Annotated in this window: 18 protein-coding genes; 11 read left to right on the top strand and 7 right to left on the bottom strand. The window is 73.1% G+C overall.

What is annotated here, in order from left to right; all coding sequences use genetic code 11:
• From JHD21_RS10855 to JHD21_RS10835, 5 genes are all read left to right on the top strand, one after another.
• The coding region (locus JHD21_RS10855) for a hypothetical protein (protein WP_292674706.1) at positions 1-859 on the top strand (859 nt) is incomplete at its 5' end.
• Positions 860-946: 87 nt separating this feature from the next.
• Positions 947-1,486 carry a GNAT family N-acetyltransferase gene (locus JHD21_RS10850; RefSeq protein ID WP_292674703.1) on the top strand — a complete coding sequence of 180 codons (540 nt, stop codon included), beginning with the start codon at positions 947-949 and terminating at the stop codon, positions 1,484-1,486.
• A 62-nt stretch (positions 1,487-1,548) separates the two neighbouring features.
• Positions 1,549-3,333, top strand: a complete 1,785-nt coding sequence (locus JHD21_RS10845; protein WP_292674700.1) for a hypothetical protein — start codon at positions 1,549-1,551, stop codon at positions 3,331-3,333.
• A 56-nt stretch (positions 3,334-3,389) separates the two neighbouring features.
• Positions 3,390-4,373, top strand: a complete 984-nt coding sequence (locus JHD21_RS10840; RefSeq protein WP_292674698.1) for an Ig-like domain-containing protein — start codon at positions 3,390-3,392, stop codon at positions 4,371-4,373.
• 106 nt (positions 4,374-4,479) lie between these two features.
• Positions 4,480-5,526: an iron-siderophore ABC transporter substrate-binding protein gene (locus JHD21_RS10835; RefSeq protein WP_292674694.1), complete on the top strand. Its 1,047-nt coding sequence runs from the start codon at positions 4,480-4,482 to the stop codon at positions 5,524-5,526.
• A gap of 10 nt (positions 5,527-5,536) precedes the next feature.
• Here JHD21_RS10835 and JHD21_RS10830 read toward each other — a convergent pair whose 3' ends face one another.
• The gene (locus tag JHD21_RS10830) at positions 5,537-6,967 is read right to left on the bottom strand and encodes a serine/threonine-protein kinase (RefSeq protein WP_292674691.1); all 1,431 of its coding nucleotides are present in this window, start codon (positions 6,965-6,967) and stop codon (positions 5,537-5,539) included.
• 174 nt (positions 6,968-7,141) lie between these two features.
• Between JHD21_RS10830 and JHD21_RS10825 the strand changes: the two genes are divergently transcribed.
• Positions 7,142-7,642, top strand: a complete 501-nt coding sequence (locus JHD21_RS10825) for a VOC family protein (protein ID WP_292674688.1) — start codon at positions 7,142-7,144, stop codon at positions 7,640-7,642.
• Between the two features lie 34 nt (positions 7,643-7,676).
• Here the strand turns inward: JHD21_RS10825 and JHD21_RS10820 are convergent, their stop codons facing one another.
• From JHD21_RS10820 to JHD21_RS10810, 3 genes are all read right to left on the bottom strand, one after another.
• Complete coding sequence (locus JHD21_RS10820) at positions 7,677-8,789, bottom strand: zinc-binding dehydrogenase (RefSeq protein ID WP_292674684.1); 1,113 nt, start codon at positions 8,787-8,789, stop codon at positions 7,677-7,679.
• Positions 8,786-10,165, bottom strand: coding sequence for a CehA/McbA family metallohydrolase (locus JHD21_RS10815; RefSeq protein ID WP_292674681.1), 1,380 nt, complete (start codon positions 10,163-10,165; stop codon positions 8,786-8,788). Before JHD21_RS10815 ends, JHD21_RS10820 begins: the two co-directional genes overlap by 4 nt.
• A 77-nt stretch (positions 10,166-10,242) precedes the next feature.
• Positions 10,243-11,961 (bottom strand): aminotransferase class V-fold PLP-dependent enzyme, encoded by a 1,719-nt coding sequence (locus JHD21_RS10810; RefSeq protein ID WP_292674678.1) that lies wholly within the window; start codon positions 11,959-11,961, stop codon positions 10,243-10,245.
• A 226-nt stretch (positions 11,962-12,187) separates the two neighbouring features.
• Between JHD21_RS10810 and JHD21_RS10805 the strand changes: the two genes are divergently transcribed.
• Genes JHD21_RS10805 through JHD21_RS10790 form a run of 4 tightly spaced genes read left to right on the top strand, consistent with a single transcriptional unit; the run spans position 12,188 to position 16,628 of the window.
• Positions 12,188-15,229 (top strand): ATP-binding protein, encoded by a 3,042-nt coding sequence (locus JHD21_RS10805; protein ID WP_292674675.1) that lies wholly within the window; start codon positions 12,188-12,190, stop codon positions 15,227-15,229.
• Entirely contained in the window at positions 15,226-15,657 is a 432-nt protein-coding gene (locus tag JHD21_RS10800; protein ID WP_292674672.1) for a roadblock/LC7 domain-containing protein, read from the top strand. The genes JHD21_RS10805 and JHD21_RS10800 overlap by 4 nt, the downstream gene beginning before the upstream one ends.
• A 1-nt stretch (position 15,658) precedes the next feature.
• Positions 15,659-16,045, top strand: a complete 387-nt coding sequence (locus tag JHD21_RS10795; RefSeq protein WP_292674669.1) for a DUF742 domain-containing protein — start codon at positions 15,659-15,661, stop codon at positions 16,043-16,045.
• Complete coding sequence (locus JHD21_RS10790; protein ID WP_292674666.1) at positions 16,026-16,628, top strand: ATP/GTP-binding protein; 603 nt, start codon at positions 16,026-16,028, stop codon at positions 16,626-16,628. The genes JHD21_RS10795 and JHD21_RS10790 overlap by 20 nt, the downstream gene beginning before the upstream one ends.
• Positions 16,629-16,658: 30 nt before the next feature.
• On the opposite strand, the gene JHD21_RS10785 is transcribed toward JHD21_RS10790, so the two are convergent.
• On the bottom strand, positions 16,659-17,159 hold the full coding sequence (locus tag JHD21_RS10785) for a hemerythrin domain-containing protein (protein ID WP_292674663.1): 501 nt from the start codon (positions 17,157-17,159) through the stop codon (positions 16,659-16,661).
• 69 nt (positions 17,160-17,228) lie between these two features.
• Complete coding sequence (locus tag JHD21_RS10780) at positions 17,229-17,858, bottom strand: sulfotransferase family 2 domain-containing protein (protein WP_292674660.1); 630 nt, start codon at positions 17,856-17,858, stop codon at positions 17,229-17,231.
• A gap of 52 nt (positions 17,859-17,910) precedes the next feature.
• Between JHD21_RS10780 and JHD21_RS10775 the strand changes: the two genes are divergently transcribed.
• A complete protein-coding gene (locus JHD21_RS10775) occupies positions 17,911-19,365 on the top strand; it encodes a PLP-dependent aminotransferase family protein (protein ID WP_292674657.1) in 1,455 nt (484 codons plus the stop codon).
• On the opposite strand, the gene JHD21_RS10770 is transcribed toward JHD21_RS10775, so the two are convergent.
• Positions 19,292-20,111, bottom strand: an 820-nt coding sequence (locus JHD21_RS10770) for an APC family permease (protein ID WP_292674654.1), incomplete at its 5' end; no start/stop codon positions are given. The genes JHD21_RS10775 and JHD21_RS10770 overlap by 74 nt on opposite strands.

Raw genomic sequence — 20,111 nt, 5'->3', positions numbered from 1 at the left:
CTGCCGGCTGGGCTGGGCGCTCTGGCTGTTCTGGTGGATCCGCGGCAACCTCCTCGAGGGCCGCCGCCTCATGCAGGCGGTCCTCGCCCAGGACGTGTCCGCCGAGGTCCGGTCGCGAGCCCTCGCGGTCACCGCGGCGATGGCGTACGCCCAGGGCGACCTCGTCGGCGCGCGGGCCTGGTACGAGGGGACCGACGTGGCCCGGGAGGCCGGCGACCTGGTCGGTCTGGCGCACAACCTCGCCGGCGTCGGCCTGGTCGCCCTCGCCGAGGAGGACCTGCCGGCGGCGGAGCAGGCGCTCGAGGACACCATCCCGCTCTGCGAGGAGGTCGACAGGGGCGGCGGCTGGCTGTGGACGCTCGCCCACGTCTGGCTCGCCACGATCCGCCTGCTGCGGGGCGCGACCGGTGAGGCCGAGCCCCTGCTCGAGCGAGCGCTCGCGGCCGCCCGGGAGCGCGAGGACCCCCTCGCCATCTACATCACTCTCTTCACCAGCGCCCAGGTCGCCCTGGCCGGCAACGACGCCGCCGCCGCGCGCGAGCAGCTCGAGGAGGGCATCCGGCTCAGCGTGCGCACCGGCGACCTGGCCAACCTTGCCTACTTCCTCGACACCCTCGGCGTGGTCGAGGCGCTCGACAGCGAGCCCCGGCGGGTCGCCCTGCTGCACGGGGCCGCCCGGCGGCTGCGGGAGACCGTCGGGTCCAACGTCTACGGCTACTACAAGCCGGACGAGGCGATGCTCGAGGCGTCGCTCGACTCGACCCGGACCGTGCTGGGCGAGGACTTCGAGGCGGCGGTGAGCGAGGGCCGGGGACTGTCGGTCACCGCGATGGTCGACCTCGCGCTGCGGACCGGCTGACCTTTCCTCCGGCGGTCGCAAGACCGGGCAAGGTCGCCACAAGGCGTCGGCAAGGGCACCGCAAGGCCCCTCTCCGACGCTGGTCGCATGACCACCCAGACGACTCCTCCGGCCGGCCCGGCCACGTGGCTGCCCACCGAGTGGCAGCACCCGACGTACGTCCCCGTCGACGCGGACCACCACCTGCGGCCGATCCGCGCGACCGACGTCGACCTGGACCTCCCCGCGGTCATGGGGTCACGGGAGCGGCTCTGGTCGGTCTACGGAGTCGCCTGGGGCTGGCCCCCGGCCCACATGACCCGGGAGATGGACCTGGAGGACCTGGCCCGGCACGAGGCGGAGATCGAGGCGCACGAGTCGTTCAACTACGCGCTCTTCGACCTCGACGAGACCGAGCTGCTCGGCTGCGTCTACCTCGACCCTCCGGAGAAGGTCGGCGCCGACGCCGAGATCTCGTGGTGGGTCGTGGACCGCCTCGTCGGGTCGGACGTGGAGCGGGCCCTGGACGAGCTCGTCCCGCGCTGGGTCGCGCAGTCCTGGCCGCTGACGGCACCGCGGTACGTCGGCCGCGATCTCTCCTGGGACGCCTGGCTGGCGCTCCCCGACCTCCCGGCGGCGACCGCATGAACGTCGAGATCAACCCCGTCCTGACCGCCTACCCGCGTACCTCCACGCCACGAGGAGCTCCAGTGCCCACCCACCTCCGTCGCCGTCGACGGCTCGCCGCCCTCGCCACCACGGCGGTCGCGGCCGCCTCCCTCCAGGCCGCGCTCGCCTCGCCTGCCGAGGCCGGCCAGGTCGGGGTCACCATCGGTGTCCAGGGCTCCGGCCGCGTCGTCGTGGTCGAGGGCTCGATCGAGGACAAGGGCAACCTGACCTGCGACTGGTGGTCCAACCAGGACCAGCGGGTCACCAACTTCTGTCCGCGGATCCGCAACGACGAGCCGTTCGAGGCGTGGGTGTGGCTGCGTGCGCAGCGCCCCGACAACCCCGCCGGCAACTGGTCGTTCGCCGGCTGGACGGGCTGCGACACGACCCGGGTCTCCGGATCGTGGACCGAGTGCGGCGTGCACTCCGGTGCGTTCACCAGCGACGAGCGGCGCCCGGTCGCCAAGTTCGTCGACAGCGTCGCACCCAAGGTGACCTCGGCATCGGCCCAACAGCTCGCCACCTCGGACCGTCGGTTCCGCCTCAGCTTCGCCGTGGACGAGGCCGGCACCACGGAGTGCCGCATCGTGGGTCACTCCACGTTCGCTCCGTGTGCCTCGCCCGTGGACCTGACCGTCCCCGTCGGGGGACAGAAGATCGAGGTCAGGGGAATCGACGCCTCCGGCAACGTGGGTCCCGCGCGTGCGGTCGACGTCGTGGGGGTGGACACGCTCCTCATCCCGTTCACCTCGGCGCGGTCCGCAGTGGCCGACTTCAGCTTCGACAGCGTCTACGGCGCGCAGTTCTTCTGCTCCCTCGACTACCAGGCCTACCAGGCCTGTGGGACCGGGCCGGCAGGTAGTGCCAGGTACTCCGACCTGTCCGACGGGGCCCACGTGTTCCGGGTCTACTCCCAGGCCGGCACCTTCGTCGAGCACTTCCCCGCGACGTACGAGTGGCGCGTGGACACGACGGCTCCGACCACGCCGGTGACCCCGGCAGTCGAGGGTCGCTCGGCCAGGTTCACCTTCCCGGCCGCCGGGACCGTGACGCAGGAGTGCCGGCTCATCGGCCCCGGCTCTCCCGGGACGTGGGCGACCTGTGTCTCGCCGGTGTCCTACCGCGACCTCGGGGACGGGGCCTACCGGTTCGAGGTCCGGTCGACCGACGCCGCCGGCAACGTGGAGGACCCGCCGGCGAAGCACACGTGGACCGTGGACGGCGCGGCCCCGGACACGACGGCGACGGGTCCGACCGGGTTCGTGCTGGCCGACTCCGCGACGGTCGGCCTCGGGTCCACCGAGCCGGGTGCGACCTTCGCCTGCACCCTCGACGGCGTCGCAACGCCCTGCGGACCCGCCGGGTTCACGCTGACCGGACTGTCCCGGCAGACCCACGTCGTCACCGCGGCGGCCCGGGACGGTGCGGGCAACGCCGACCCGACACCGGCCACCAGCACCTGGACCGTGCCGCTGGTCGCCGGAGACCTGGGCAGGGCCAGGGGCTGGAAGCCCAAGCGCAGCGCCGCCGCCTACGGCGGCGCGTTCCTCGAGGCGAAGCGCAAGGGGGCCACCCTGACCCGGTCGGTCTCGGGTGCCCGCCAGGTCGCGCTGGTCGTCGGCAAGGGCCGCAAGCACGGCAAGGTCAAGGTCTTCGCCGGGTCGCGGCTGCTCGGCACCGTCCGGCTGGGTGCGTCCGGCACCTCCCGCCGCCAGCTCGTGGCCCTCGCCCCGTTCCCCGAGCCGTTCACGGGATCCCTCCGGATCGTCGTGGCCACCAAGGACCGACCGGTCCGCATCGAAGGACTGGGGGTGGCCACGTCATGACCGCCACCCGGTCCACCACACCGCACCGTGCCCCGCACACCATCGAAAGGCATGCCATGAAGAAGCTGATGCTGGCCCCGCTCGCGCTGATCGCGCTCCTGCTGGCCCTGCTCGCACCGCTCGCACCCGCCACCGCGGCCGCCAGCGGCTGGAACGACGGCAAGTCCGACTCGGACCTGCTCTGGAACTGTGTGACCGAGACGTACGGCACCGGCGTGAGCGCCAACACCGGCTGGTGGTCACCCACCGGGCAGGTGCCCAAGGTCGGGGAGCCGTTCATGATCCGCGGCTACATCGGCTACATCGGGACGCCGTGCGCCGACAAGGTGGCCGTGGTCCCCGAGCTGATCGCCCCGGCAGGACTGGAGTACATCGACGAGGAGGTGCGCTGGGACATCGCGCCCGCAGGCGAGGCCCCGCAGCTCACGACCGGGGGGCTGGACTACTGGAGCGGGACCAACGGCGGCGCCGTGCTCACCCTGGCCGGAGACAAGCCGTTCATCCTCAAGCGGGGCGAGGTCCTGGAGTTCCAGTTCCCGGTCCGCGCCACGCGGGAGATGCTGGGGTCGGGCACCCAGCAGCCGGAGTGCGACGACCGGGTCGCCGGTGACGCACCCTGCCCGGTCGCGCAGTCCGGTGACCACTTCCAGATCGCCTTCGCGGTCGGCGGTCACGGTGGAACCAAGTCCTACGTGATCCCGTACGTCGGGCTGTTCGCCGCCAAGGCGGGCACCACCCCGCCCGCCGGGCCGGTCGCGAAGGTGCCGTCGACCACCACCGCGAAGTACGCGCTCAAGACGGGCAAGCGCGGCAAGGCCGTGGTCACCGTGTCATCGGACCAGGTGCCGACGGGTGACGTCGTCGTCACCGACAAGGGCAAGGTCGTCGCCAAGGCCAGGCTCGTGGCCGGTCAGCGCGGGAAGCTCACGATCATGCTGCCGAAGATGAGGAGGGGCACGCACAAGCTGGCCGTGAAGTACCTCGGCTCCGACCAGGTCAAGCCGTCCTCCTCCGCGACGAAGAAGGTCACGCTGCGGTGACCACCCGCTGAGCAGTCGCCCACCACCGACGCCGTCCGGACCCCCCCTCCGGGCGGCGTCGGTGTGCAGGTTAGCCTTACCTTACTTTCACCTAAGGAGCCTGACCATGCGCCGCACCCTGCTCTCCCTGCTCACCGCGCTGTCCCTCTCGGTCGCTCTCGCCGCCTGCGGCGACGACACCGAGGAGCCCACCGCCTCGGACGGCGAGTCCTCGGCCGGGGCCGAGGCCGCGGACGTCTTCCCCGTCACCGTCGAGCACGCCTTCGGCAGCACGACCATCGAGTCCAAGCCCGAGCGGATCGCCACCGTCGCCTGGGCGAACCACGAGGTGCCCCTCGCGCTCGGCGTCGTCCCCGTGGGCATGAGCGAGGCGAGCTGGGGCGACGACGACGGCGACGGGGTCCTCCCGTGGGTCGAGGAGAAGCTCGAGGAGCTCGGCGCCGACACCCCAGCACTGTTCGACGAGACCGACGGCATCGCCTTCGAGGCGGTCGCGGCGACCCAGCCGGACCTCATCCTGGCGACGTACTCCGGCCTGACCGAGACCGAGTACGAGACGCTCAGCAAGATCGCCCCGGTCGTCGCGTACCCGGACATCGCCTGGGCCACGACGGTCCAGGACATGATCACGTTGAGCAGCACGGCGATGGGCATGGCCGACGAGGGCGAGGCGCTGGTCGCCGACCTCGACGCACAGGTGCAGGAGGCCTACGCCTCGCACCCCGAGCTGGACGGCAAGAGCATCATGTTCAGCTACATCGACCCGACGGACCTGAGCCAGGTCGGCTTCTACACCACCCATGACACCCGGCCCGGGTTCCTGGCCGACATGGGCATGACGATGCCCGAGGTCGTCACGACGGCCTCCGCCGAGACCGAGGAGTTCTACGTCACCCGCAGCGCCGAGGACCTCGACGCGTTCGACGACGTGGACATCTTCGTGACCTACGGCGACGCCGAGGGCGAGCTCGTCGACACGATCACCTCCGACCCGGTGCTTTCCCAGATCCCCGCCATCGAGCGCGGCTCGATCGCCGTGCTCGAGGACTCGACGCCCCTGGCCGCGTCCGCCAACCCGTCGCCGCTGTCCATCGGCTGGGGGATCGAGGAGTACTTCGACCTGCTCGCCGCCGCGGTCGCTCCGGCCGCCTAGCGCAAGCGGGCTACTTGCCGGGCTTGCCCTTGCCGGGCTTGCCCTTGCCAGGCTTGCCCTTCCCCGGTTTGCCCTTGCCGTCGTGACCCTTGTCGTGGCCCTTGGCCTTCCCGGGACCCTTGCCCTGGGCCTTGTCCCCGCCGTTGTCCCCGCCCTTGGTGCGCTTGGCGGGCTTGGCCTTCGAGTCGGGCTCGGGTGCCGGCTCGAGGTTCGCGACGGGGACGGCGGTGTCGGTGACGGGCCCGGCGTCGGTGACGGGCTGGTCCGGCAGGTCGCGCTGCGCCGGGGTCCCGGCTCCGGATCCGGCCTCGGCCGCGGAGGCTTCCCCGGTGGCGCCCTCGTCGGTCCAGGCGGTGGCGAGGACCAGGACCAGGACGACGAGCGCCGCCGCGACGGGCAGGAGCGAGAGCCGACGCCGCCGCGCCGGGGCGGCCGGTGCGGTCGCTGCCACCGGTGCGGGCGGGATGGCCGATGCCGCCGGGATGGCCGGTGCCGCCGGGATGGCTGGTGCCGCCGGGATGGCCGGTGCTGCCGGGGCTGCCGAGGCTGCCGGGGCTGCAGGGACGGTGCGAGCGGTGGTCCGGGTTCCGCTCAGCGACGCCAGCCGGTCCGCGACCGCGGCCGCCGACGGGCGGTCGCCGGGCGCCCGGGCGGTCATCGCGGTCAGCAGCTCACGCCAGTCGTCGGGGAGCTCGGCCGGCACCTCCGGGTCGGCGGACAGCCGGGCCAGCGCCGACTCGATGGTGGGGCCGTCGAAGGCGTGGTGGCCGGTCAGGCAGCGCAGCATCAGCAGCCCGAGGGCGTAGACGTCGACGGCCGGGGTGACCTCCTCGAACGCGACCTGCTCCGGGGCCAGGTAGTGCACCGAGCCGAGCACCGTCCCGGTCTTGGTGTGCAGCGATTGCTCGCCGAGCAGCTTCGCGATGCCGAAGTCGGCCAGCTTGACGCGGCCGTCGCCGCGCAACAGCACGTTGCCCGGCTTCACGTCGCGGTGGACCACGCCCTCGGAGTGCGCGTAGGCGAGGGCCGCCGCGACCTGGGCGCCGATCTCGGCGACCCGGCCCGGAGGGAGCGGCGCGTCCAGCGACGCGGACAGGGCCGGTCCGTCCACGAGCTCGAGGACCAGGTAGGGCCGACCGGCGTCGGTCGTCCCGCCGTCGAGCATGGTGACGAGGCGGGGGTGCGAGAGCCGGGCGAGGGTGCGCGCCTCGGCGAGGAACCGGTCGAGGTCGCTCTCGGCGTCCGGCGTCTCCCGGAGCAGCTTGACCGCGACCTCGCGGTCGAGGAGGAGGTCGGTGGCCCGCACGACGTGGGCCATGCCGCCCGTGCCGAGCAGGCCCTCGATGCGGTAGCGGCCGGCGATGACGGCCGCGGGCCGCAGCTCGCGGGTGTCGTCGCCGAGGAGTGCGCTCATGTCGATCGCCGCGGTGGGCTCGCTCACGTGGTTCGACACTCCGTTCAGGTACGGCCGCCTCGGAGGGGTCTTCCCGACGCAGGGCACGCTCGTGCCCCAGGTCCTTCTTCCCCTCCCGGACCTCGGCAACCCACCCCAGAGGGTGAAGTTCGCGGCGCCCGGGCCTCGTCGCCGTGACCCGGCAGCGGTAGCGTCCCGGTGATGAGCGCCGAGCGAGACCTCACCGCGATCGAGGCGGCCCGGGCCCGGATCCGCGCCGCACACCTGAGGGACGCCGCCGAGCGGCCGGCGTCCTCGGCGCGCGGGCTGCACCACACCGCGTTGATCAGCAGCGACGTCGAGCGGACGGTGCGGTTCTACCAGGACCTGCTCGAGTTCCCCCTGACCGAGCTGATCGAGAACCGTGACTACCCGGGGTCGTCCCACTTCTTCTTCGACATCGGCAACGGCAACCTGCTGGCCTTCTTCGACTTCCCGGGTCTCGACCTGGGGCCGTACGCCGAGGTGCTCGGCGGGCTGCACCACTGCGCGATCTCGGTCGACCCGGCGCACTGGGACCGGCTGGTCGCCAAGCTCGAGGCCGCCGGCGTCGAGCACGTCGTGCACAGCGGGGTCTCGGTCTACTTCCAGGACCCGGACGGGGCGCGCATCGAGCTGATCGCGGACCCGCTGGGCGAGATGTACGGCGAGCGGGTGCTCTGACTGCTCCGACCCGGGCCGGCCCGGCTGGGGCCGGCTACGCCGGCCGGACGAGGTACTTCCGGCCGGTCCCGCGGCCGGCGAACCCGGCGATGACGGCCGGGTCCAGCACGTCGTCGAGGGTGATCTCCGCGCCGTAGCTGCTGGCGAACGTGGTGGTCAGCTCTGCGGCGACCCGGTCCCGGAGCCGGGCGAGGTCGCCGGGAGCGAGGTCGGCGAGGAACGGGGTGAGCAGCCATCCGCTGATGTCCCACCCGAACCCGATGCCCAGGTCGACCTCGAGTGGCGAGGGGTCGAGACGTCCGTAGACGTGCGCCTGCTTGCGGACCGACGAGCCGTAGGGGCTGTAGCGCTCGAGGTCACGGCTCAGCACCCGCTCCATGGCCTTGAGCACCCGCCCGACCAGCCGACCGCCGCCGACGGCGTCGAACACCACCCGGGCACCGGTGGCCGTGATCGCGGCGTCGAGCTGCTCGTCGAAGTCGGGCGCGGAGCTGACGCACACGTGGTCGGCGCCGAGCCCGCGCAGCAGCTCGGCCTGCTCGTCGCGCCGGACGACGTTGACCAGTGCGAGCCCGTCGGCCCGGCAGACCTCCAGCAGCATCCGTCCGAGGTTGGAGGCGGCCGCGGTGTGGACCAGCGCGACGTGGCCGTCGCGGACCGCGGTCTCCGCGATGCCGAGGGCGGTCAGCGGGTTGACGAACGAGGAGGCCGCGTCGCGCGGGTCCGTGCCCGGGTCCAGGACCATGAGCTGACCGCTGTGCACCAGGCGGTGCGTGGCCCACATGCCGCCGGCGACGGCCGAGACCACCCGGCCGAGCAGGTGCTCGGCGCCGGGGCCGGCGGCGACGACCGTGCCCGCGCCCTCGTTGCCGACCGGCAGCGGCTCGTCGAGACGGCCGTCCAGCGCGCCGTGCCGGTCGGGAGGCAGGTCGAGCAGCGTGGGTCCCGATCCGTCCGGTCTCCGGGCGGTGGCCGGGTCCGCGCCCGCCAGCAGCAGCCAGATGTCCGACGGGTTGACGGGCGTCGCCTCCACCCGGACCACCACCTCGCCCGGGCCCGGCGGACGCAGGTCGCGCTCGGTGATGGACAGCTCGAGCGTGCGGTCGGGACGCACGCAGGAGACGAGGCGACGTTCGGTGAGGGTCATGCCGACGATGGTGTCAGCCACCAGGGCGAGGTGTAGGCGACCCCGAGCTCGTTGCCGGGGTGACCCTGCGGTCCCGGCGTCGCGTTGGGCTGGGCCGGGTCGGCGATCCGCAGCACGACCCAGTCGCCGTCGGTGGCGCTCAGCCGGGTGCGGAACGTGACGGGCCTGCCGACCCGGAACGGCACGACCTCGACGACCTCGGGCACCTCCGGACCGGGGCGGAGGACCTGGACGTGCAGCCGACGGCCCCGCCAGGAGGGTCCCCGGTCCAGGTCGACGCGGAACCTCGCGACCCCGTCGGCCACCGACACCGTGCTGCCCATCCGGCGGGTCCGGCCCTGCATCTCGAGGGTGGCGTCGAGCCGAAGGCCGGAGGTGCGGGTGGCGAAGAACCGCCGGGCCAGCAGGGCCTCGCGGACGCCGGCCCGCGAGTGCTCACGCACCCACAGCCCCGTGCGCCCCTTGCCCTCGGGGAAGCCCCAGGCCGTGCCGTGCTCGTCGGTGACGCCGGTCAGGCCGGTCCGCCAGCCCGCGTTGAGGCAGGCGCACAGCGGCGACGGCCGGCCGTCGGCGTACCCCTCGAAGAGGTAGTCGTCCCCGCGGTTGAAGATCTCCATGCTCACGAAGCGACCGACCAGCCGCGGGTCGAAGGCGAACTCCTCGAAGCGTCCCGGCTCCCGGCCCGGGTGGTTGAAGCCGGCCAGGCCGTCCGCCCCGCCGTCAACCAGACCGGTCCCGGTGACGTCGGGGTCCCGCCGCAGCCACTCGTAGAAGGGCCGCATCGTGCCGGCCTGCAGGACGTCCACGTAGTGCTCGCTGAACCAGACGTTGACGTGGCCGAGGAGCGGCTCGGACCACTCGAAGCCGCGGATGGCGGTGAACCGCCCGGGTCGGTCGGCGGCGTCGGCGAGCCGGCCCGTGCGCGCCCAGCCCTGCCGGGTGAGCCCGGCGAGCTGCGTGTACTCCGCCGGGAGGAGACCGGTCAGGACGTCGCCGAGCAGGTTGTCCGAGAGGGTCGCGTGGTCGGTCAGTGCCGCGACGTCGAGGCCGGCGGCGCGCATCGACGCGAACGCGTCGGCGGGGTCACCGTCACCGTCGGACAGGATCGTGTGGTTGTGCAGGTCGGCATGGACCAGCGTGGTGCCCCGGGAGAGGGAGGAGTGCCGCGACGCCCCGGTCCGCGGGGCCGCGGCCGCGGCGGAGTCCGCCGTCGCGAGCAGGCCGCCGGTCGACGCGGCCAGGAGCAGGCCGCCGCTGCTGCCCAGCAGGCCCCGCCGCGACAGCGCGGCGTCGATCCGCTGGTCCAGACCCTCCTCCGAGCCCTCGACGGGGCTCGCCGGCGGGTGGTGCTGGTGCGGGAGGTGGTCGCTGCACATACCTGGTCAACGGCGACGTCGCCCGAAGGTTGGTGAACGCCGGGTGAACCGTCAGTCCGAATCGTCAGGCCGAAGCGTCAGTCCGGCCCGACGCAGCGGCCGGGCAGGTCGAACCAGCGCAGGTGCTCGAAGCTCCTCGAGACCCCCGCGGGCGGCTCGTCCGAGGCGGGCTCGGTGGCGAGCATGATCTCCTCGCCGACCTTGAGGTACTCCGACAGCGCGGACTCGGGGGCGGTGTCGGCGTGCTGGGGATAGACCATCCGGCCGGTGTCGTCGTAGGTGACGTCGGTGAGCCGCAGGGGCGGCTCGACCAGGCCGTCGCGGTGGTGCCACAGCCCGGTCGCGACGTCGAAGCGGTACTCCCCCAGCAGCCGCCAGCCGTGCCGGGCGACCAGGCGGACCGCGTCGATGATGTAGGAGCACGTGGCGTCGCTGACGAAGTAGTTGAAGTTGACCCGCACCCAGCCGGGCTTGATCCCCTCGCAGCCGCCGGTGATCTCCGCCTCGAACTCGTGGGACCGGTCGAGGTCGATGCCGAGCAGCCGGTGACCGTAGGGGCCCGCGCACGAGCAGCCGCCGCGGGCCTGGATGCCGAACAGGTCGTTGAGCAGGGTCACAACGAAGTTGTGGTGCAGGTAGCGGCCGGTCGGGGTCCGCACCACGAACGACACGATCGAGAGCCGCTCGGCCTCGAGGTTCCCGAGGATCTCGATGGCGGGCTCGGCCTGCCAGGCGGCGACCGCGCGACGCAGGTGGTGCTCCTCGTGCTCGCGGATCACCTCGATGCCGACCGCGTCCTTGAGCTGGAACACCAGGCCGGCGCGGATCGAGTCGACGATCGCCGGGGTGCCTCCTTCCTCGCGCTGCACCGGGTCGTCGAGATAGCGGTGCTCCACGTCGTTCACGTAGGCGACCGTGCCGCCCCCGGGCACGTCGGGCACCCGGTTGGTCAGCAGCCCGCGGCGCACGACGAGGACACCGGCGGTGGACGGCCCGCCGATGAGCTTGTGCGGGCTCAGGAACATCGCGTCGATCCCGGCCATGGAGAGGTCGACGTACGGCGCCGCCGCGGCGAAGTCCCAGAACGCGAGCGCCCCGTGCTCGTGCAGGAGCCGGGAGAGGCCCGTGACGTCGCTGAGGATGCCGGTGACGTTGGAGGCGGCGGAGAACGAACCGATCCGGAGCGGCCGGTCGGCATGCTCGGCGAGCCGCGCCGCGAGGTAGTCCTGGTCGATGTGCCCGTCGGGGTCCTCCGGGCACACGACCACGTCGGCGATCGACTCGCGCCAGGGGAGCTCGTTGGAGTGGTGCTCGAACGGGCCGATGAACACGACGGGCCGCCGGTCGGGCGGGATGTGCGTCGACAGGCCGTAGGTGTCCTCGAGGACCGAGGGGATCCGCAGGCCGAGGATCCCGATCAGCTTGGCGATCGCGCCGGTGCTCCCGGAGCCGGCGAAGATGACGGCGCAGTCCTCGTCCGCGCCGACCGCCGCGTGGACCAGACGCCGGGCGTCCTCGCGCAGCCGCGTCGTCTGCAGCCCGGTGCCGCTGGACTCCGTGTGGGTGTTGGCGTAGCGGGGGAGCACCTCACCGCGGATGAAGTCCTCGAGGAACCCGACGGCGCGACCGGACGCCGTGTAGTCGGCGTACGTGACCCGGCGCGGACCGAACGGACCGGTCATCACGTGGTCGTCACCGATCACCGACTCCCGGATCCGGCGCAGCAGCGGCGTCTCGACGGGACCGCGCGCCGGCGGTGCAGCCGGGGGTGTCGCCGGGGTCGTCGGCGGTGCCATGGGTCGAGGTTAGACCTGTACGCCTGAGGCTGGTGGGACTAGCGTGTACGGGGTCGCGACGGGGGGCCGGTCGGATGGAATACGGCTATTACGGCCACACGACATCCACAGAACACTTACTTTTTGTCCAGCACGCACCGACGCGGTCAGAAAGCAAGGCACAGACCAGCACCACCGTCGCCGCCCCAGGCGGTGACATCGCCGACACAAGCCTTTGGGTGGAACGATGTCCGAGAGCCTCGACATGGGCAGGCCCCGCCTGCTGTCCCGCCTGTCGCCGGGCGAGTGGTCGCTGCGCCGCAAGGTCGCTCTGGCGGTGCTCATCCCGATCACCCTGGCGGCGGTGTTCGGGGGCCTTCGCGTGCGCAACGACCTCGCCGAGGCGGACAGCTACTCGGCGTCCGCCAAGCAGGTCACGGTCCTGCGCCCAGCGGTCGCCTACCTCGCGGCGGCGGAGACCGCGGTCGTGGTGGCCCGCGAGAAGACGTCGGCCGACGACCCGGCCCGCGACGCCGCGGTGGCGGTCGTGGTCGAGGAGGGCGCCAAGTTCGCCGACTCCCTGGAGTCCGCCGACCTGACCGCCGCCCAGCGCGAGCAGGCCGACTCCGTCTACGCGCTGAGCGCCCAGCTCCGCAGCACCAACGGTTACGTCAGCGTCGGCCAGTCCGTCTCGCAGCTGCGCCAGCTCCAGCGTGGCGTCAGCGCCCTGATCTCCACCATCGTCGAGGAGCAGATCGAGCCCGAGCAGCGGCTCCAGCTCCTCGACAACCTGCTCAGTGGACGGCTCTCGCTCGCCCTCCAGCAGTTCGCCGTCGCCTACAACAAGGGCGAGGGCGTCCAGGACGTCGAGCTCGCGGCGGAGGTCGGCGTCGAGGCCTCCGCGCTCGACCGCATCAGCGCGGTGCTCGGCACCACCGACCCCGACGTCGCCGAGCTGCGGGCCCAGAACGCCGCCCGGTTCGGCATCGTCCGCGACGGCGGTACCGACCTCGGCGACGCCACGGCCTACGCGGCGTACGACCGGCTCTCGGGCGAGATCCTCGACGAGATCGACGAGAGCCTGGCGGCGGGCGCCGACGCCTCCCAGAGCGACGCGCTGGTCAACTCGATCGTCACCCTGGCCGCGCTGCTGGCCGCGATCTTCCTGGCGCTGCTGGTCTCGCGGCTGCTCCTCGACCCGATCCGCCGGGTGCGCGACGGCGCGCTGGAGGTGGCCCACTCGAAGCTGCCGCAGGCGGTGCGGATCATCCGCTCCGGTGGCGACCCGGGCCACATCGTCCCCATCGACGTCACCACGCACGAGGAGATGGGACAGCTCGCCCGGGCCGTCGACAGCCTGCACCAGGAGGCGGTCGACCTGGCGGCGGGCGAGGCCAAGCTCCGCGAGCAGGTCGGCGAGATGTTCGTGACCCTGTCGCGGCGCAGCACGTCACTCATCAACCAGCAGCTGGGCCTGATCGAGAAGCTGGAGAAGGACGAGGACGACCCGAAGCGGCTGGAGAGCCTCTTCCGGCTCGACCACCTGGCCTCGCGGATGCGGCGGACCGCGGACTCCCTCAACGTCCTCGCGGACGCGCCCGCCGGGTCCACCGACCCGCACGGGCTCGGCGTCAGCGACGTGCTGCAGGCGGCCCTCGCGGGCGTGCAGGAGTACCAGCGGGTCCAGATCGACAGCGAGGCGCCCCAACGCGTCGTCGGCGTCGCGGCATCCGACACCGTGCACCTGGTCACCGAGCTCATCGACAACGCGCTGGCCTACTCGCCGCCCAGCTCGACGGTCCAGGTCGCGACCGCCGCCGCGCCCCAGGGCGTGCTGGTCACGGTGAGCGATGCCGGCCTGGGCATGAAGGACGACGCCCTGGCGGCCCTCAACCGGGACCTGCAGTCCGGCGGCGAGGTCAACGCCGAGACCGCGCGCCGGATGGGGCTGCTGGTGGTCAGCCGGATCGCGAAGCGGCACGGCATCGCGGTGGAGCTCGAGCGCAACGGCCGCGGCGGCGTGACCGCGTCCGTGCTGCTGCCCAGCTCGATCCTGCGGCTCCCCGGGGAGTCGCCGCAGTCCGCGCAGCCCGGCGTGGCTGCGGACCCGGTCGTCCTGCCGGTGCGCGAGCCGGCCGGCCCGCCCACGCTGGTCGCCGCGGCCGCCGAGCCGGTCGCCGAGCCGGTCGCCGAGCCGGTCACACAGCCCGTCGCCGAGCCGGTCGCCCAGCCCGTCGCCGAGCCCGTGAAGATGCCCGTCGCCGAGCCCGCGACGATGCCCGTCGCCGAGCCCGTCGCCGAGCCCGTCGCCGAGCCCGTGACGATGCCCGTCGAGGCGTCCACACCGGCTCCGGTTCCCGCGCCGGTTGCCGCGCCCGCGCCGGCCGCGACCGGATCCACCACAGCGCCGCCACCGCTCCCCATGCGCCAGCGTGCCTCGGACCCGCCGGCCCCGGCCGGTGGCCTGGCCGCCCGGCTCCAGGCGATGCGGGAGGCGCGCGAGGCCGCCAACCTCGGCAACCCCGGCACCCCGGCCGCGCCACCGCTCGACAGCCCGGCACCGACCCCCGGTAGAGCCGCCCCCGGCAGCACCGAGGCGATCGAGGCGGCGATCAACGCGGTCATCAGGCTGCCCCAGCGACGCCCCGGTGCCGCGGAGGTGCCCTCGGCGATCACGCCGCTGTCGGCCACACCGGCACCGGCGCCCACACCGGAGCCCCCCGCGGAACCGGAGGCCACCGTGCCCGAGCCCGAGCCCGAGCCCGAGCCCGAGCCCGAGGCCCAGCCCGAGAACGAGCCGGTCGAACCGGAGGTCACCGCGCCCGCGGGCACGCCGATGGTGGCGGTGGTGAGACCCATCCCGACGGCGACGACGTCGTTCAGCGTGCTCGACGCCGGGTCCCCGATGCCCGAACCGCTGTCGGAGGACGGCTCGATCTTCGCCTCCCTGAAGTCGAACTGGTTCAACGCCGATGGCGCCGACCGGCCGTGGACCGGCAACGAGGTCGACTCGGGCTGGCAGGCCGCCGACCGGGTCGCCGAGGCGACGCCGCTCCAGGTCAGCGAGTCGGGCCTGCCGGTCCGCCGGCCGGGCGCTCGGATCGTGCCCGGCGGGGTCACCCCGGCTCCGGCGGCCCTGGTGCGCGACCCGGAGGCCATCCGGGCCCGCCTGGCGGCACACGCCGCCGGCGTCAACCGAGGGCGCCGCCTCGCGGGCGGGGCGCAGGCCGAAGCCATGGCTGTCGAATCTGACCACTCGGACCACTCGCAGGAAGCTGACCCGACATGACCGAATCCCTCTCCGCGACGCCGGGCGACGAGCGCAACCTGGACTGGGTCGTCTCCAAGTTCGTCAACGAGGTCCCCTCCGCCGCGCACGCCATCCTGGTGTCGGCCGACGGCCTGCTGATGGCCGCGAGCAGCAGCATCCCCTACGAGCGGGCCGAGCAGGTCGCCGCGGTGTCGTCCGGGCTGGCCTCGCTGGCGGTGGGCGCGGCCCGGCTGTTCGACGGCGGGGCGGTGCTGCAGACGGTGGTCGAGATGCAGCGCGGCTACCTGCTCCTGATGAGCGTGGGCGACGGGTCGCACCTCGCGGTGCTCACCGAGGACTCCGCCGACATCGGTCAGGTCGGCTACGAGATGGCGTTGCTGGTGGACCGGGTCGGCAGGGTGATCCAGGCCCAGGCCCGCGTCACCGTGAACGGCATGCCCGGCTGACATGAGCCCGCTGCCCCAGTCGTCCTGGCCCGAGCCTGGAGAGGACGCCCCCGCCCCGCGGGTGGTGCGTCACTTCACGCTCACGTCGGGGCGCGCGCACACCGACGTCGAGATCCCGCTCGAGGCGACGATCCGGCGGCTCTCGCTGGTCGACGGCACACCGCTCCCCGGAGGGGTGCACCGGCGGATCCTCGACGTGTGCGACACGACCTCCCTGGCCGAGGTCTCGGCCAACCTCTCGATGCCGATCGGAGTCGTCCGGGTCCTGGTGGGGGACCTCGTCGAGCAGGGACACCTCCGCATCCAGGCGACCATCACCGACGACTCGTCGTTCGACGAGCGTCGCGACCTCATCGAAAGGACCCTTCGTGGACTCCGCTCGCTCTAGTGGCGCAACGACCGCCCAGCGCTCCGCGGCGTCGACCAAGATCGTCATCGCCGGCGGCTTCGGCGTCGGCAAGACGACCCTGGTCGGATCGGTCTCGGAGATCCAGCCCCTGCGCACCGAGGCCCTCGTCACGAACGAGTCCGAGGGCGTGGACGACCTCGACGCCGTACCCACCAAGGCGACCACCACCGTGGCCATGGACTTCGGCCGGATCACGCTCGCCGAGGACCTGGTCCTCTACCTCTTCGGTACGCCGGGGCAGCGTCGCTTCTGGTTCATGTGGGACGACCTGTGCCTCGGTGCCATCGGCGCGATCGTGCTGGTCGACACCGCTCGGCTCGACGAGGCGTTCTCGCCGCTGGACTACTTCGAGTCCAAGGGACTGCCGTTCATCGTGGCGGTCAACCAGTTCGACAACGCGCAGCGCTACGAGCTGGAGGAGGTGCGGGCCGCGCTGGCCATCCCGGCCGACGTGCCGATGGTCAACATCGACGCCCGCGAGCGCGCCTCGTGCAAGGAGGCCCTGATCCGGGTCACCGAGTACTCGCTGATGCGGCTTACCCAGGCGGTCGCGGTCGGCTGAGGCCACACCCGAGGCCCCGGCCCGGGCGGCTCAGCCGAGGACGGCGTCGACGGTCTTCTTGAGGGCGCTCGGCTGGGAGGGCTTCTTGGGCGCCTTCCTGCGCGCCTTCTCCATCTCGGCGCCGATCTCCTGGAGCGTCTTGCGGCCCAGTCCCTCGCGCACCTTGGGGAACCAGTCCTCCTCTTCCTCCTCGATGTGGTGACGCACGTTCTCGATGAGGACGGTGGTCTTGGCGTCGAAGCGCTCCGCGTCGGGCTTCATCCCGTAGAGCTCCATGACGAGGACGTCGGCGACATGGTGCTCCTCGTAGGACTCCAGCACGTCGTCCTCGAGGTCCGGGAGGAGCTCGCGCACCCGCGGGTACATGACCTCGTTCTCGATGTAGGTGTGCACGGTGAGGAGCTCGATGATCCGGTCGACCAGGCGCCCCTTGGTCTTGGTGGCGTCGTCCCCGGCCTGCTCGAACTCGCGGAACAGGCGGCGGATCTCCTTGTGGTCGTTCTTGAGCAGCACGATGGCGTCAGTGGACATGCGGCGGAGGTACCCGCAGGCTACTGGTCACCAACGGAGGTACGCCGTGTGTCCCTCCGTTGGTGACCACTAGAACTCGTAGCCGTACGCCTCCAGGTCGGCGGCGAACAGGTCGGCCACCCGGTCACGGGTCACGGGGGTGTAGACGTCGTGGTAGTCCGGCCGGCCCGGGTCGATGTTGACGCTCTGCAGCTCGACCCACTCCAGCCCCAGGTGGTCGTAGATGACGCGGAGGTCGTCCTCGAGGCTCTCCTGGCGGCCGACGAAGTCGGCGCTGCGGCCCTGAGCCGCGGCGTTCATGAACTCGACCTGCGGCTTGCGCAGCCGGGGGTGCTCCGCGGTGGCGTGCAGCACGAACGACTCGAAGTCCGGGTGCTTCTCGATGATGCCCGCGACGAACCGGTTGCGGCTGAGGTGGTCGAGGTAGCGCTCCACCCCGCGCTCGGCGCCGTCGCGGAACCGCTCGACCATCCGCCACCACGACAGCATCCGGGCCCACGGGTTGCGCACGAAGCCGGCGGTCCAGTAGTCGGCGAGCCCCGGCTCGAGCTGGAGCAGCCGCTCCAGCGGCGCGTGCCGGTGCGCCTCCTTGATCCGGCGCACGTCGCCGAGCGAGGCGCTCAGGTTGTTGTCGATCGTCGACCCGCCGGTCTTCTGCACGTGCACGAACAGGAAGCGGTGCGAGTCGGAGATGAGCACCCGGCCACGCTAGCGCTGCCGGACCGTCGGTCCCGCATGCGAGGCTGCGGGCGTGCGGGAGCTCGGTGACCTGGTCGTCGACCTGAGCGCGCGCGGCGACCGGGCCGCCGCCGTCTACCGGGCGCTGCGAGACGCGATGCGCAGCGGCCGGCTCGAGCCGGGGGAGCGGCTGCCGCCGACCCGGGCCCTGGCCGTGGACCTGGGCGTCTCGCGGACGACCGTGGCCACGGCCTACGACCGGCTGGCGGCCGAGGGCTTCCTGACCGCCCGGGTCGGTGCCGGGACCTTCGTGGCCGACGCCGCCCGGCCGGTCCGGGCGCCGCGCCGTGGGACCGACCTGGCGCCCCGGCCGGGGTGGGACCGGAGACCGCAGCCGACCAGCGGGTCGGCCCCGGCGCCGACCTACGACTTCCGGGTCGGCATCCCCGACCCGCGGCTGTTCCCGTTCGACACCTGGCGACGGCTGGTGACCGCGGAGCTGCGGGTGGGCGCCCACGACCTCGGCGTCTACGCCGACCCGGCCGGGCACCCGCCGCTGCGCGCGGCGATCGCGCGCCAGCTCGCCCTCTCGCGGGGGGTCACGGCCACGCCGGACGAGGTCCTGGTCACCTACGGCACCCAGCAGGCCCTCGACCTGGTGAGCCGGGTGCTGGTCGCCCCGGGAGACGTGGTCGCGGTCGAGGAGCCCGGCTACCCGCTGGCGCGCGCCGTGTTCGAGTCGGCCGGCGCCCGCGTCGTACCGGTGCGGGTCGACGGTGCGGGGCTGGTCGTCGACGAGCTGCCGACCGCGGCCCGGCTGGTGTTCACCACGCCGTCCCACCAGTTCCCGACCGGCCCGCCGCTGTCGCTGGACCGCCGGCGCGCCCTGCTGGACTTCGCAGGCCGGCACCGGTGTGCGGTGGTCGAGGACGACTACGACAGCGAGTTCCGCTACACCGAGCGGCCGCTCGAGACGCTGCACTCGATGGACGACGCGGGGCGGGTGCTCTACCTGGGCACGTTCTCCAAGTCGCTCGTGCCCGGGCTGCGGGTCGGCTACCTGGTGGCGCCGGAGCCGCTCCAGGACGCCCTGCGGGCGGCGCTGCAGCTGTCCGTGGGGTTCGTCGACGTCCCCCACCAGGCGGCGCTGGCGCGGTTCCTGGACGACGGGCTGTTCGCCCGGCACCTGCGCAAGGCCCGGGCCGCCTACCTGCAGCGACGCAGCCTGGTGCTCGAGGCGATCCACGGGCCGCTCGGCAGGCACCTCGAGCTGGTGCCGTGCCAGGCCGGGCTGCACATCACCACCCTGCTCCGCGACCAGTCCGTCGACGACACCGAGGTCGTGGGCCGGGCCGCCGAGCAGGGGCTGGTCGTCGAGGCGCTCTCGCAGTACTCCGGCTCCGGGACGCCGCGCGGGATCGTGCTGGGCTACGGCGCCGCGGCCACCGAGTCGATCAGGCCGGGGTTGGCGCGACTGGCCGCGGTCCTCGATGCCACGCCGTCCACGCCACCGCTCCGACCCCGATGAGCGCCGGGACCAGCAGGTTGGCGCCGGTGAGAGCCAGCAACCCGAGCGTCGCGACGAAGCCGACCGCCGCTCCCCGGCGCACCCACGTGCCGCGCGGCAGCAGCCGCACGGCGGAGGCGGTCCCGACCGCGTAGACCAGCGTGAACGCGCCGGTGGTCATGAGCAGCGGGGCGTTGAGGGAGAGGCCGCCGACGGTGATCACCGCCAGCGAGGCCAGGCCGCCGAGCGCGACGACCGACAGCGAGCGGCGCGGCACCTCGCCCGCCGTCGAGCCGAGCGCCAGCCAGGCCGGCAGCGAGGCGTCGCGGGCCAGCGCCGCACCGAGGCGGGCGCCACCGGCGAAGTAGGCGTTGATGGCACCGACCGACAGCAGCACGGCGACGACCGTGGTCACCGGGCGGGCCCAGTCACCGAAGCCGAGCACCAGCAGGTCGGACAGCGGCGCCTTGCCCGGGTGGTCGCCGAGCACGGCCACCGTCGCGAACGCGACCCCGAGGTAGAGCACGCCGATCACGGCGATCGCGATCCCGGTGGCCCGGCCGATGTCGCGGGCCGGGTCGCGGTACTCCCCGCTCAGCGACGTCACCACCTCCCAGCCGGCGAAGGCCCAGACGAGCATCGCGGCGGCCGGCCCGACGGCCAGCCAGCCGTGCGGCGCGAACGGCGTCAGGTTGCCGAGCTCGGCGTGCGGGAGCGAGACCGGCGTGGCGCCGAGCAGCAGGACCGCGAGCACCGCGGCGATGGCC

This window comes from Nocardioides sp., assembly GCF_016462705.1.
Classification (GTDB): Bacteria; Actinomycetota; Actinomycetes; order Propionibacteriales; family Nocardioidaceae; genus Nocardioides.
The sequence above is the reverse complement of the archived record's forward strand: the minus strand, read 5'-3'. Positions and strand labels throughout refer to the sequence as shown.

Bases quoted from the DNA above. Each gene is read 5' to 3' on its own strand.
- JHD21_RS10785 (WP_292674663.1), bottom strand. From the start codon at position 17,159: ATGTCCACTGACGCCATCGTGCTGCTCAAGAACGACCACAAGGAGATC.
- JHD21_RS10820 (WP_292674684.1), bottom strand. From the start codon at position 8,789: ATGACCCTCACCGAACGTCGCCTCGTCTCCTGCGTGCGTCCCGACCGC.
- JHD21_RS10825 (WP_292674688.1), top strand. From the start codon at position 7,142: ATGAGCGCCGAGCGAGACCTCACCGCGATCGAGGCGGCCCGGGCCCGG.
- JHD21_RS10850 (WP_292674703.1), top strand. From the start codon at position 947: ATGACCACCCAGACGACTCCTCCGGCCGGCCCGGCCACGTGGCTGCCC.
- JHD21_RS10840 (WP_292674698.1), top strand. From the start codon at position 3,390: ATGAAGAAGCTGATGCTGGCCCCGCTCGCGCTGATCGCGCTCCTGCTG.
- JHD21_RS10795 (WP_292674669.1), top strand. From the start codon at position 15,659: ATGAGCCCGCTGCCCCAGTCGTCCTGGCCCGAGCCTGGAGAGGACGCC.
- JHD21_RS10815 (WP_292674681.1), bottom strand. From the start codon at position 10,165: ATGTGCAGCGACCACCTCCCGCACCAGCACCACCCGCCGGCGAGCCCC.
- JHD21_RS10835 (WP_292674694.1), top strand. From the start codon at position 4,480: ATGCGCCGCACCCTGCTCTCCCTGCTCACCGCGCTGTCCCTCTCGGTC.
- JHD21_RS10805 (WP_292674675.1), top strand. From the start codon at position 12,188: ATGTCCGAGAGCCTCGACATGGGCAGGCCCCGCCTGCTGTCCCGCCTG.
- JHD21_RS10800 (WP_292674672.1), top strand. From the start codon at position 15,226: ATGACCGAATCCCTCTCCGCGACGCCGGGCGACGAGCGCAACCTGGAC.
- JHD21_RS10810 (WP_292674678.1), bottom strand. From the start codon at position 11,961: ATGGCACCGCCGACGACCCCGGCGACACCCCCGGCTGCACCGCCGGCG.